Here is a 12861-nt window from a genome sequence, read left to right as displayed (position 1 = left end):
CGCGGGGGTGGCCCGGTGACGAGCACCCCGCTGGACCTGCGCGCCGACCCGGTGGCCGAGCACTTCCGCGGCTGCCGCCACGAGGGCCGCGGGCCGCTGTGCAACCTGCCCAACGCGGTCACGGCCGTGCGGACGGTGCTCAGCCTCACGTCCTCCGCCGCCGGCATCCTCGGCGGTTCGCTGGGCTGGCTCGCCCTCGCGCTGGCCGTCTACTGGATCGGTGACATCGCCGACGGGGCGATCGCCCGCCGGCTGCGGCAGGAGACGACGGCCGGGGCCGTCTTCGACATCGTCTGCGACCGGGTCTGCGGGGCGTGCTTCTTCCTGGGCATGGCGGCGCTGGACCCCGCCACCGCACCGGTCGTGGTCCTCTTCCTGGCCGAGTTCATGGTGCTGGACCTGCTCCTGTCCCTGGCCTTCTTCCTGTTCCCGGTCAACAGCCCGAACTACTTCGGCCGGGTCGACCGGCGCGTGTTCCGGCTCAACTGGTCGAAGGTCGCGAAGTCGCTGAACAGCGGGCTCGTCGCCGTGCTGCTGTTCACGCCCGTCAGCACGTGGGTGCCGGCCGCGATCGCCGTGGCCCTGATCGGCGTGAAGAGCTACTCCCTGGTCCGGACGCGCTCGCTGCCCCGGCGGCCCGACGTCGACTGCGTCGACACCTACGTGCGGGCCGTCTCGCCGTGACCCTGCTCGTCGGCCTGGCCTCGCTGCTCGGGTTGTCGTTCGTCTCGGCCCTGACACCGTTCGTCAACGCCGAGGCCGCCCTCGTCGCGACCCAGGCCCTGGAGGAACCGGTCCCGGTGGTCCCCGCGGCCCTGGTCGCCGCGGCCGGGCAGATGGGCGCGAAGTACCTCTACTTCCGGCTGGGGTACTGGCGCTCGTCCAGGAAGGGGAAGGCGCTCCCGCGCTGGCAGGAGAAGCTGAACGCCTGGAGCGAGGCGGCGTTGTCCGGCGGGCGGTGGCGCGGGGTCCTCGTCATCGGGCTCAGTTCCTCGATCGGCCTGCCGCCCCTGCTGCTGGTCAGCGTCAGCGCCGGACTGGCCCGCGTGCGCACCCTGGACTTCCTCGTCGTCGGTGTGGCCGGCCGGTTCCTGCGGTTCCTGGCGATCCTGCTGGGGGCCGGGACCGTCCTGGACCTCCTCCACGTCCCCGGTCTGGGCTGATGCGGGCCGGTGCCCCGGGGTGGTGAGCCCGGCTCAGCCGCCGGCGGAGGGGTCGAGGACCGCGAACGCGTGCCCCGCGCGGTCGGGGAACGGCGGCGTCCCCCCGGCGCGGCGTTCCTCCAGGTCGACGCCCCCGGCCAGGAACAGCTCCCGCCCGGTCCACACGGCGGTGCTGCCGGTGCGGCGCTGCCACGGCCCGTCCGGCAGCGAGCGCCACGCACCGGTCGCCGGGGCGTGGGCCGCCGCGAGCGGACCGGTCGCGGGGTTGCACGTCCCGCCGTACGCGAACGCGGCGTCGTCCACGCCGTTGCCGTCCATGCACACCCCCCCCCCGTCCCGGGCGGCGCGGTAGCCGCCCCAGACGAGGAGCTCGGTGCCCGTCCACGCCAGGACCGGTCCGTCGTCCCGGCCGCCGAGGCCGTCCAGCGGGCCCGGTCCGCCCCGGCTCCACCGGCCGGTCGCCGGGTCGAGGCGGCTGAGCCCGGCCGCGGGGTCGAACGCGAGCAGTTCGGTCCCGGTCCACACGGCGTCCACGGCGTAGCCCGCCAGCGGCCCGGGGTCCAGGACCCGCCAGGCCGGGCGCGCCGGGTCCAGGGCCAGGCCCACGGGCACCGGGGCGGCGTCGTGCGCCGCGCCGAGCAGGAGCCACTCCGACCCGGTCCACCAGCCGTTCAGCCAGGCCCGCGACGACGGGCCCTGCGGGGCGAGCGGCGGGTCGGGCAGCCGGGTCCACGCCGCCCCGCCCGGCCGCAGGGTCCACGCCCCCGCCGACACCGAGAACACCAGGAGCGCCTCGCCGGTCCAGCCGCTCGCGTCGACGACGGTGCCCGCGGGCCAGGGCAGGTCGGGCCACCGCAGCCAGGAACCGGTGCCGGGGTCGTACGCGGCGACGTCGAGCCGGCCCGCCGGGCGCGTCTCGCACTCCGCCCACGGGTCGACCCCGCCGACCACGACGGCGCTGCTGCCCGTCCACCAGAACCCCGCACCGCTGCGCGGTTCCAGCGGAGCCGCCGCCAGCGTCGCCCAGGACCCGCGCCGGTCCGCCCCACCGGGCGTCCAGGCGGCGCCGTCCGCGGTGACGGCCACCGCGCACCCGTCGGCGCGCGGGGACGCACCGCCCCAGACGAGCACCTGCTCCCCGGTCCACACCCCGGCCTGCCCCCGGCGCAGCACCGGCGCGCCGATCGGGGCGGCGGGCAGTTCCGTCCAGCCCCGGACGTCGGGGGAGGGCCGCACCCGCGGGGCCGCCTCCGGTGGGGTGTCCCGGCAGGCCGTCAGCAGCGGGGCGGCCAGCGCCCCCAGCACCACGGCCCGCCGCGTCGTCCCGCTCACCCCTCGAGGCTAGGGCTCCCCAGGAACCCGTGCAGGGCCCGCAGCACCGCCGCCGGTTCGGTCAGGTGCGGCCAGTGCCCGGGTTCCAGCCCTCGCAGGTCCACCCCGCGCACCCGCGGGTTCAGCGCCGCCAGCGCCGCCAGGTCGACGTCCCGGCTGGAGCGCACGTGCAGCGCCGGGACGGCCAGCGCCGCGAGCAGCTCCCGCGGGTCCAGGTCGAGGACGTCGGCCCACAGCCCCCGCACCGCCTCCGGCGGCGTGGCGAGGATCCCGGCCACGACCTGCTCGCGCAGTCCCGGTTCCCGCGGGCCCCACGCGGTGCGCATGGACTCCTCCAGCACCTCGCGCCAGCGCGGGGAACGGACCTGCGCGGCGCGCGCGGCCTTGCGGGCCAGCGCGTCGGCGGTGACCGGCAGGTTGGAGTCCAGCACCACCAGCCGCGACACCAGGTCGGGGCGGCGGACTGCGACGAGCAGCCCCACGACGCCGCCGGTGCTGTGCCCGACCAGCACCGACCCCGGCGGCACCTGCTCGGCGATCCGCGCGGCGACCGCCGCCAGCGACACCCGGGGGACCGGCGGGGCGCCGCGGTGGCCGGGCAGGTCCAGCGCCAGGACGTCGCGACCGGCCAGCCCCGGCCGCAGGCGGCGGAACTGCGTGGTACCGCAGCCGATCCCGGGGACCAGGACCAGCGGTCCCGGCGGCCCGGTCACGAACTGGCCAGCACCCGCACCGACCACGGCGCCAGCCGCAGCGAACGGCCCGCCGGGGCGGCCCGCCGGCGGCGGTCGGGGGTGGAGGCCCAGCGGGGGAAGAACTTCGGCAGTCCCTCGACGGTGGGCAGGGTGACGTCCAGCTGCCGCGCCCCGCCGTTGACGACGACCAGCACCGAGTCCTGGCCCCGGTCGCGGCCGTCGACGAGGACCTGCAGGATCCGCCGGTCGCCCTCGTGCCACTTCTCCACGCTCATCGGCGCGCCGTCCTCGGCGAACCACAGCAGGTCCTGCCGCTGCTCGCGCACCGGCGACCCGCGCCGCACCCCGGCCTCGCGCAGCACCGGGTAACGCCGCCGCAGGGCCAGCAGCTCACGCACGTCGCCGAGCAGGTCGTGCTGCCAGCCGTCCAGGTCCCAGTCGATCCAGCCGACCTCGTTGTCCTGGCAGTAGGCGTTGTTGTTCCCGCCCTGGGTGCGGCCGAACTCGTCGCCCGCGGTGATCATCGGGACGCCGGAGGACAGCACGAGCGTCGCGAACAGGTTCCGGATGCTGCGGCGGCGCAGCTCCAGGACCGTCGCGTCGGACGTCTCGCCCTCCACGCCGTGGTTCCAGCTGGTGTCGGAGTCGCTGCCGTCGCGGTTGCCCTCGCCGTTGGCCTCGTTGTGCTTGCGGTCGTACGACACGAGGTCGGCCAGCGTGAACCCGTCGTGGGCCGTCACGAAGTTCACGCTCGTCAGCCGGCCCCGCTGGACGTCGAACGTGTCGGCGGACCCGGCGAAGCGGGTCGCCAGTTCCCGCAGGCCCCGGCCGGCGGCGACCGGCGGGGAGTACCCCGCGCCGATCTCCCGCGCGTCCGACAACCAGAACCGGCGCACCCCGTCGCGGAACCGGTCGTTCCACTCGTGCAGCGGCGGCGGGAACTGCCCGGTGCGCCAGCCGAAGGGGCCGACGTCCCAGGGTTCGGCGACGAGCTTGGTCTGCGTCAGGACCGGGTCCGCGGCCAGCGCGACGAGGAACGGGTGGTCGGGGGAGAACCCGTCGCGGCCGCGGGCCAGCGTCGTCATGAGGTCGAACCGGAAACCGTCCACGCCGTACTCGGTGACCCAGTACCGCAGGGAGTCCAGCGCGAACTGCACGACGCGGCGCTCGGCGAAGTCGAGGGAGTTCCCGCAGCCGGTGACGTCGAACGGCCGCCCCCCGGCGTCGCGCAGGTAGTACGTGGCGTCGTCCAGCCCGCGCAGCGACAGGTGCGGGCCGTCGGGCCCCTCCTCGCAGGTGTGGTTGTAGACGACGTCGAGCAGGACCTCGATGCCCGCGGCGTGCAGGGCCGCGACCGCCCCGCGGAACTCCTCGCGCACCGCCTGCGGCCCGGCCTGCTGCGCCGCGCGGGTCGCGTACCCCGGGTGCGGGGCGTTGAAGGCGAGGGTGTTGTACCCCCAGTAGTTCGACAGCCCGCGCCGGCGCAGCGCGATCTCCGAGGTGCTGGCGTGGATCGGCAGCAGTTCCAGCGCGGTGACGCCCAGGGACGTCAGGTGCTCCAGGACGGCGGGGTGGGCCAGCGCCGCGTACGTGCCGCGCACGTCCTCGGGGAGGCCGGGGAAGCGCTGCGTCAGGCCGCGCACGTGGGCCTCGTAGACCACCGTGTCCGCCCACGGCACCCGCGGCCGTTCGTCCTCGCGCACCCGCAGGTCCGGCGGCAGCGGGGCCACGACGACGCCGCGGGGGACGTGCGGGGCGCTGTCGCGGGGGTCGGCGACGGCCAGGTCGCCGCGCAGGTCCTCGTCCACGGCGTGGCCGAAGATCTCCGGCCGCAGCCCCACCTCGCCCTCGACGCCGCGGGCGTAGGGGTCCAGCAGCAGCTTCGCCGGGTTGTGCCGCAGCCCCCGCTCGGGGTCCCAGCGGCCGTGCACGCGCAGGCCGTACCGCGACCCCACGACCAGCCCCGGCACGTGCCCGTGCCAGACGCCGAGCTCGACGTCCGGCAGCCGGGTGCGGGTCTCGGTGCCGTCGGCGGCGAACACGCACACCTCGACGGCGTCGGCGTGCGCGGCGAGCACCGCGACGTCCGACCCCGACCCGTCCGCGCGCGGTGTGACGCCCAGCGGGTGGCTGCGGGTGGTCTCGGCGGCGGTCGCGGGGCGGGTGGGGACGGGCACCGGGGCAGTCTGTCAGTTACCTACACTCGAGGGCGTGACGGCGGACCCCCAGCGCGCCTACCTCGACCACGCCTCCACGACGGCCCTGCGCCCGCAGGCCCTCGACGCGTGGGTCGCCCAGACGGCCCGGGGCGCGGGCAACCCCTCCTCGCTGCACTCGGCCGGGCGAGCGGCCCGGGTGAGCGTGGAGGAGAGCCGCGAGACCGTCGCCGAGCTGCTCGGCGCCCGCCCCGGCGAGGTCGTCTGGACCTCCGGCGGCACCGAGAGCGACAACCTCGCCCTCACCGGTCTCTACCGCGCGCGCCGCGACGCCGACCCCCGCCGCCGGCGCATCCTGCTCACCGCCACCGAGCACCACGCCGTCCTGGACTGCGTGGAGTGGCTCGAAGCGCGCGAGGGCGCGCAGGTCACCTGGCTGCCGGTCGACGGCACCGGCCTGGTGGACCTCGACGCCCTGGCCGAGCAGCTCGACGGCGACGCCGCGGCCACGGTGGCCTGCGTGTCCCTGATGTGGGCGAACAACGAGGTCGGGACCGTCCAGCCGGTCGCGCGCGCCGCGGCGCTCGCCCGCGCGGCCGGGGTGCCCCTGCACACCGACGCCGTGCAGGCCGTGGGGCACCTGCCCGTCGACTTCGCCGCCTCCGGCGCGGACCTGCTGTCGCTGTCGGCGCACAAGTTCGGCGGCCCGGTCGGCACCGGCGCCCTGCTGGTGCGGCGCGGGACGACGCTGGTGCCGCTGCTGCAGGGCGGCGGGCAGGAGCTCGGGGTCCGCTCCGGCAGCCTCGACGCCGCCGGGGCGGTGGCGACGGCCGCCGCGCTGCGCGCCGCCGTCGACGCCCTGCCGGAGGAGGTCGCGCGGGTGTCCGCGCTGCGCGACCGGCTGCTGGCGGGGCTGGCGGCGGTGCCCGGGGCGGTGGTCCGCGGCGCCGCGCCCGGCCCGGGGCGGCTGCCGGGCAACGCGCACGTCACCTTCGCCGGCTGCGAGGGCGACTCCCTGACCTACCTGCTCGACGCGGCGGGCGTGCAGTGCTCCACCGGGTCGGCCTGCCAGGCCGGTGTCCCGCAGCCCAGCCACGTCCTGCTCGCGATGGGCGTGGAGGCGGCCGAGGCGGCCGGGGCGCTGCGCTTCTCCCTGGGCTGGAGCTCCACCGACGCCGACGTCGACGCCGCGCTGGCCGCCGTCGGCCCGGCCGTGGAGCGCGCCCGGCGCGCCTCCGGGGCCCGCCGCGACCGGTCCCGCCGCCGTCCGGCCCTGGCCGGGGGTGCCTGATGCGCGTCCTGGCCGCCATGAGCGGCGGCGTGGACTCCGCGGTCGCCGCCGCCCGGGTCGTCGACGCCGGGCACGAGGTCGTCGGCGTGCACATGGCCCTGAACCGCAACCCCGGCACCCTGCGGACCGGCTCGCGGGGGTGCTGCACCATCGAGGACTCCCTCGACGCCCGCCGCGCCGCGGACCTGCTGGGCATCCCGTTCTACGTGTGGGACCTGTCCGACGACTTCGTCGAGGACGTCGTGGCGGACTTCGTCGCCGAGTACGCCGCCGGCCGCACGCCCAACCCGTGCGTGCGCTGCAACGAGCGCATCAAGTTCGCGGCGCTGCTGGACAAGGGCATCGCCCTGGGCTTCGACGCCGTCGCCACCGGCCACTACGCCCGCGTCGTGACCGGCCCGGACGGCACCGCCGAGCTGCACCGCGCCGCCGACGCCGCCAAGGACCAGTCGTACGTGCTGGCGGTGCTGGACGCCGACCAGGTCGCCCACGCGATGTTCCCCCTCGGCGACGCCCCCACGAAGGCGCAGGTCCGGGCCGAGGCCGAGCGCCGGGGGCTGCCGGTGGCGGCCAAGCCCGACAGCCACGACATCTGCTTCATCCCCGACGGCGACACCCGCGGGTTCCTGGCCGACAAGCTGGGGGAGGTGCCCGGGGAGATCCTCGACGAGGACGGGCAGGTCCTGGGCACCCACACCGGCACGTACGGCTTCACCGTGGGCCAGCGCAAGGGCCTGGGGATCTCCCGGCCGGCGCCGGACGGCCGCCCCCGCTACGTCCTGAGCATCGAACCGGTCCGGCGCACCGTGACCGTCGGCCCGGCCGGGCGGCTGTCGGTGTCGGGGCTGCGGGCCGTGGACCCGGTCTGGAACTGCCCGCCCCCGGCCGGGCCCGTGGAGGTCCACGTCCAGGTGCGCGCCCACGGCGAGCCCGTGCCCGCGGTCGCCGAGCTGCGGTCGTCCGCCGGGGCGGACCCGCAGCTGCACGTGGACCTGCGCGAGCCGCTGACCGGGGTCGCGCCCGGCCAGACGGTCGCGGTCTACCGGGGGACCCGCGTCCTGGGCTCGGCGACGATCGCGGGCACCACCGGGGCCTGAGCCCGGGCCGGGACCTGGGCCGGGACCTGGGGCGTGGCCCGGTCCGTCGCCAGCTCCCCGGCCGGCTGGGGCCGGGCGTACAGGTAGCCCTGCGCGTACGTGCAGCTGAGGTCGCGCAGCACCTGCGCCTGCTGCTCGGTCTCCACGCCCTCGGCGACCACGTCCAGGCCCAGGCTGCGGGCCAGTTCGATGATCGAGGCGACCAGCGTCGTGGCCGACCCGCCGTGGGCCAGGTCGCTGATGAACGACCGGTCGATCTTCACGGTGTCCACGGGCAGCCGGCGCAGGTACGACAGGCTGGAGTACCCCGTCCCGAAGTCGTCGATCGCGACGAGCACCCCCGCCGCGCGCAGCTGCGCCAGCCGCGCCGACACCGCCTCCAGGTCGTCGACCAGCAGGCTCTCGGTGACCTCCAGCGTCAGCTGGTGCGGACGGAGCCCGCTGTCGCGCAACGCGTCCCGCACGACGGTGAGGACGTCGTCGGAGGCCAGCTGCACGGCCGACAGGTTCACCGCGACACCGACGGGGTGGCCGCGCTCGGCGGTCCACCGCGCGGCCTGCTGCGTGGCCGTGCGCAGCACCCACGAGCCGATGGGCAGGATGTCGCCGCTGGCCTCGGCCAGCGGCACGAACTCCAGCGGGGAGATCATGCCGCGCTCGGGGTGGCGCCAGCGCAGCAGCGCCTCGTACCCCTTGGCCTGCGGCTGCTCGCCGTCGCCGGTGCGGCGGAAGTCGATCGTCGCCTGGTAGTGGACCTCCAGCTGGCCGGCCGCGAGCGCCTGGCCCAGGTCCTCGCGCAGCACCGCCTTGTCGTGCGCCTCCTGCGCCATGCCCTCGGAGTAGGCGACGAGCCGGTTCTTGCCGCTGGACTTGGCCCAGTACATCGCCAGGTCGGCGTTGCGCAGCAGCTCGGCGGAGGCGTCCAGCTCCGAGCGGGACCCGCACATCGTGGAGGTGTCGGCCGTGCCGAGGCTGGCGTGGACGTACACCTGCTGGCCCTCGACGTCGACGGGCTGGGCCAGGCTGCCCAGGAACCGTTCCCCGACGCGGCGGGCCGGGGCCTGCCCGCCGTGGATGACGACGGCGAACTCGTCCCCGCCCAGGCGGGCGACGAGGTCACCGCCGCGCACCGAGGCCCGCAGCCGCTGCGCCACGGCCAGCAGCAGCTGGTCGCCGGCGGCGTGACCGCGGGAGTCGTTGACGTTCTTGAAGTCGTCGAGGTCGACGAACAGGACCCCGACCTGCTCGCGCCGGGCCACCGCCCGGGTCAGGAACTCCAGCAGCAGCGTCCGGTTCGCCAGCCCCGTCAGCGGGTCCCGCAGGCCCTGCTGCTCGTTGAGCCGCCACGACGCCAGGTGCGTCGCGCTGGCGGCCAGGACGAACCCGGCGTGGATCGCCATCCACCCCCACGGGTGGTGCTGCGCGGCGTGGTGGCTGTAGACGAACCGCGGTTCCAGCGTGCCCAGCAGGCCGTGGTGGACGACGACGACGCCCAGCCCGATCGAGAACGGCACCCAGTCCTGGTAGAGGGCGACGAGGCCGACCATGACGAAGAAGTGGAAGTGCGCCTCGGTCTGCCCCTCCCAGAACTGCACGAGCACCGTGGAGGCGAGGAACAGGCTGATCGAGGCCCCCGCCGAGCGCACCTTCCGCCCGTACGAGGCGGGCAGCGCCAGCGCCAGGGGGGCCGCGACGAGCACCCCGCCGGCCACGCAGACCAGCGGCGGGTGCCCCAGGAACGCGCCGAACACCACCAGGAGGGCGGCCTGGACGGCGGCGACCCGCACGATCGCCCCGTGCCGCCGCTGCCACACCTCGTCGGGCAGCATCCGCCCCCGCGGCAGCAGCGAGAAGGCGGTGCCGGCGCGTCGCAGCAGGTCACGGGTGGGGCTCACCGGGTGTCCATCGACGCGCCGGGGCCCCGACCCGCGTCTAGAACACCCGATCGGCCCAGGCGAGGGGGCCGGTGCCCCGCCCGTGCTCAGGCGGTGCTCAGCTGACCAGGACCGTCACGGCGTGGATGGCGAGGCCGACGAGGCCGCCGACGACGGTCCCGTTGATCCGGATGAACTGCAGGTCCCGGCCCACGTGCAGCTCGATGCGGCGGGCGGCGTCGTCGCCGTCCCAGCGGGCGACGGTGTCGGAGATGACGGTCGCGAGCTCGGGCGCGAAGCGGCGCACGACGTGCCCGGCGGCGTCGGTGAGGTGCCCCTGGACGCGCAGCGCGAACGCCTCGTCCTGCACCAGCCGGTGCCCGACGTCGACGAGGGCCTCGGTGCTGCGCACCCGCAGCGAGCTGCCCGGGTCGTCCAGCGCCTCGCGCAGCAGGCCGCGCACGGTGGACCACAACCCGGCGACGGTGTCGGCCAGGCCGGGCGAGCTCAGCAGCCGCTGCTGGAACTCGTCGGCCTTGGCGCGGGTCTCGGGGTCGTTCTGCAGCGCGTCGGCGTAGCGGGCCAGCAGGTCGTCGATGGCCTTGCGCCCGGCGTGCCCGGGGTCGGCCACGACGTCGTCCACCCACGTCCGGGCCTCGGTGTAGACCCGCTTGCCGAGGCGGTCGTTGAGCCAGTCCGGCGCCCACAGCGGGGCGCGGTCGGTGACCATGCGGCGCACGCGGTCCTCGTTGGCGCGCAGCCACGTCTGGACCTCCACGAGCGTGAGGTCCACGACGGGGTGGTGGGTGCCCTCGTTGACGACCTCGCCCAGCAGCCGCCCCAGCGTCGGGCTCCACGGCTGCGCCCCGAGGCGGCGCACCAGGACCTGGTCGATGACGGTGGTGACCTCCTCGTCGCGCAGGATGCCCAGCGCGCCGGTGAGGATCGTGGACGCCTCCTCCACGACGCGCTCGGACCCGCCCCGCTCGACCAGCCAGGTCCCCACCCGCCGGGGGATGCCGGCCCGCACCACCTTGTCCCGCACGACGTCCTCGGCGAGGAAGTTCTCCGCGACGAACTGCTCCAGGCTCTGCCCGAGGGCCTCCTTGCGGCGCGGGATGAGCGCGGTGTGCGGGATGGGCAGCCGCAGCGGGTGCCGGAAGATCGCCGTCACGGCGAACCAGTCCGCCACGGCCCCCACCATGGCCGCCTCGGCGGCCGCGTTGACGAACCCCCACCCGCCCGCGCGCCCGGTCGTCAGCGCGTACACGACGGCGGCCAGGACCAGCAGGCCGGTGGCCAGCAGCCGCATGCGGCGCAGCGCCCGGCGGCGCTCGTCGTCGGAGACGCCGTCGGCGCCGAGGGCGGGCGGGCGGGGGGTGCTCACGTGGTCGACCTCACGGGGTCATCCTCACCCACCCGCGGGGGACGCCACGAACGACCTCGCCCCCACCGGGGGTCTCACCGGGTCACCGCTGCCCGGGCCGCGCGCAGCACCTCGGCCACGACGTCGCCGCCACCGGTCCCGGAGGGCACCGGGGCCGGCGAACCCTGGCAGGTCACGTCGCCCGCCGGGACCTCACCGGTGGTGAGGAACGCCCCGACGACGTCGTCGACGCAGGCGTTGCCCATCCCGTACAGGCCGTGATCGCCCTCGTCCTCGACGGTGATCATCACCGAGGAGCCCAGCGCCTCGTGCGTCTTCAGGGCGCCCTCGTACGCCGTCGCGGGGTCGTTGCGGGACTGCACGATGAGCAGCGGCGGCAGGTCCGCCCCGGTCACCTCGGGCAGGTCCAGCTCAGGGCGGTCCCAGTACGCGCAGACCTGCGTGGACTGCGAGTACCCCACCAGCGGGTACTTCGCGCCCTGCTCGTTCCCCCGGGCGTCCCAGTAGGCCTGGTCGGTGGTCCACGGGCTGTCGTTGCAGGTGGTGGCGAAGAACGTGGCCTGCATCTTCTGCGCCTCGGTGGGGCCGGTCGGGTCCAGCTGCCGCACCAGGTCCGCCAGGTGCGCCGACACCCCCGCCGGGACCGGGGCGCCGGTGCCGCCGCGCAGCGCCTCGACGGCCTGCAGGGCGGTCAGGACCCACGCCTGCAGCGCGAAGGAGTCCTTCGAGTAGAGGGCCTGGACGGTCAGGGAGTCCAGCACGTTGCCGTCGACGTGCAGCAGCCCCGGCAGCACCAGGGGGTGCCGCACCAGGCCCGCGCGCAGCCGCTCGTACGTCGCCCCGACCTCCTCGGCGTTCGTCCCGAGCCCGAACGTGGCGTGCTGGGAGGCCACCCACGGCAGGAAGTCCTGCTCGAACCGGCGCTGGAACGCCATGGGCTGGTAGGAGAACACCTCCTGGTACCCGGCCGTGGCGTCGACCGTGGAGTCGAGCACGAACCGGCCGACGCGGCCGGGCAGGTGCGTCGCGTACTGCGTCCCCAGCCACGTCCCGCCGGAGTACCCGACCCAGTCGACGGTCTCGCGGTCCAGCGCGTCGCGGACGAGGTCGATGTCGTAGACCGTCTGCCGGGTGTTCACGACGTCCGCCAGCGGGTCCGCCGCGCACGCCTCGGCCACCGTGCGCGCCTGCTTCGCCGCCAGGGCCAGCGCCTCGGGGGAGCGGTCGCGCACGTCCGGCGCCGCTTCGCCCGCCGGGACGTCCGCCCCGCAGGTCAGGGCGGAGCTGGCCCCGGTGCCGCGCACGTCGAGCCCGATGACCTCGGTGCCGGCCAGCGCGGGCACCGAGGAGCCCAGCGCGGCCATCGACAGCCCCGCCCCGCCGGGGCCGCCGGGGTTGGTGATGATCGTGCGCTCCGGTCGCGGGCCCTGCCGCGGTTCCCGGCTGATGGTGACCTGCAGCGCCTCCCCCTCCTCGGGGGAGTCCCAGTCGCGCGGGACGGCGACTTGCGCGCACTCCAGCCCGCCGACCAGGCTCGCGAGGGGGCCGACCTGCTGCGCCGAGCACGGGGCCCAGGCCAGCTGCTGGTCGCGGTAGCGCTCGGGCGTGCGCTCGGTGAACTCGCGCTCGACGGCGCTGACGGGAGCGGCCGCGGCGGGCTGGACGGCCAGCAGGAACGAGCCGGCGAGGGCGAGGACGCCTGCGGCGGCGACGGCTGGACGGCGGCGGTGGTGCACGGTGAGCCCTTCCCAGGAGTCTGCTGTGAACGACACCCATCCACTCGCCCCCCGCGGCCGCGCGCCAGTGACCTGCGGTGGGGGCCGGGTCCGACCTTCGTCGGACCGCCCGGGCGGGACGGGTGCGGCG

General features: G+C 76.1%; 10 protein-coding genes. 4 read left to right on the top strand and 6 right to left on the bottom strand.

Annotated elements, in window-relative coordinates:
- The first annotated feature begins 15 nt into the window (after positions 1–15).
- The gene (locus tag ACRYRX_RS09320) at positions 16–684 is read left to right on the top strand and encodes a CDP-alcohol phosphatidyltransferase family protein (protein ID WP_432511579.1); all 669 of its coding nucleotides are present in this window, start codon (positions 16–18) and stop codon (positions 682–684) included.
- On the top strand, positions 681–1163 hold the full coding sequence (locus ACRYRX_RS09315; RefSeq protein ID WP_432511578.1) for a hypothetical protein: 483 nt from the start codon (positions 681–683) through the stop codon (positions 1161–1163). The genes ACRYRX_RS09320 and ACRYRX_RS09315 overlap by 4 nt, the downstream gene beginning before the upstream one ends.
- 33 nt (positions 1164–1196) lie before the next feature.
- Here the strand turns inward: ACRYRX_RS09315 and ACRYRX_RS09310 are convergent, their stop codons facing one another.
- Genes ACRYRX_RS09310 through glgX form a run of 3 tightly spaced genes read right to left on the bottom strand, consistent with a single transcriptional unit; the run spans position 1197 to position 5367 of the window.
- The gene (locus tag ACRYRX_RS09310) at positions 1197–2495 is read right to left on the bottom strand and encodes a Kelch repeat-containing protein (protein ID WP_432511577.1); all 1299 of its coding nucleotides are present in this window, start codon (positions 2493–2495) and stop codon (positions 1197–1199) included.
- Positions 2492–3208 (bottom strand): alpha/beta fold hydrolase, encoded by a 717-nt coding sequence (locus ACRYRX_RS09305; protein WP_432511576.1) that lies wholly within the window; start codon positions 3206–3208, stop codon positions 2492–2494. The genes ACRYRX_RS09310 and ACRYRX_RS09305 overlap by 4 nt, the downstream gene beginning before the upstream one ends.
- The gene (glgX, locus tag ACRYRX_RS09300) at positions 3205–5367 is read right to left on the bottom strand and encodes a glycogen debranching protein GlgX (protein ID WP_432511575.1); all 2163 of its coding nucleotides are present in this window, start codon (positions 5365–5367) and stop codon (positions 3205–3207) included. The genes ACRYRX_RS09305 and glgX overlap by 4 nt, the downstream gene beginning before the upstream one ends.
- A gap of 34 nt (positions 5368–5401) precedes the next feature.
- On the opposite strand from glgX, the gene ACRYRX_RS09295 reads away from it, so the two are divergent.
- Positions 5402–6637: a cysteine desulfurase family protein gene (locus tag ACRYRX_RS09295; protein WP_432511574.1), complete on the top strand. Its 1236-nt coding sequence runs from the start codon at positions 5402–5404 to the stop codon at positions 6635–6637.
- Complete coding sequence (mnmA, locus tag ACRYRX_RS09290; RefSeq protein ID WP_432511573.1) at positions 6637–7734, top strand: tRNA 2-thiouridine(34) synthase MnmA; 1098 nt, start codon at positions 6637–6639, stop codon at positions 7732–7734. Before ACRYRX_RS09295 ends, mnmA begins: the two co-directional genes overlap by 1 nt.
- On the opposite strand, the gene ACRYRX_RS09285 is transcribed toward mnmA, so the two are convergent.
- The 3 genes from ACRYRX_RS09285 to ACRYRX_RS09275 all read right to left on the bottom strand — a co-directional run bounded on the left by ACRYRX_RS09285 (position 7677) and on the right by ACRYRX_RS09275 (position 12767).
- Positions 7677–9629, bottom strand: coding sequence for a putative bifunctional diguanylate cyclase/phosphodiesterase (locus tag ACRYRX_RS09285; protein ID WP_432511572.1), 1953 nt, complete (start codon positions 9627–9629; stop codon positions 7677–7679). The two genes, mnmA and ACRYRX_RS09285, sit on opposite strands and share 58 nt — an antisense overlap.
- Before the next feature lie 97 nt (positions 9630–9726).
- Positions 9727–10995 (bottom strand): DUF445 domain-containing protein, encoded by a 1269-nt coding sequence (locus ACRYRX_RS09280; RefSeq protein ID WP_432511571.1) that lies wholly within the window; start codon positions 10993–10995, stop codon positions 9727–9729.
- Positions 10996–11069: 74 nt separating this feature from the next.
- Positions 11070–12767 carry an alpha/beta hydrolase gene (locus tag ACRYRX_RS09275; protein WP_432511570.1) on the bottom strand — a complete coding sequence of 566 codons (1698 nt, stop codon included), beginning with the start codon at positions 12765–12767 and terminating at the stop codon, positions 11070–11072.
- Positions 12768–12861: the final 94 nt, after the last annotated feature.

Source organism: Kineococcus lubricus (genome assembly GCF_050871965.1).
Lineage (GTDB): Bacteria > Actinomycetota > Actinomycetes > Actinomycetales > Kineococcaceae > Kineococcus.
This window is presented reverse-complemented; position numbering and strand designations above follow the sequence as displayed.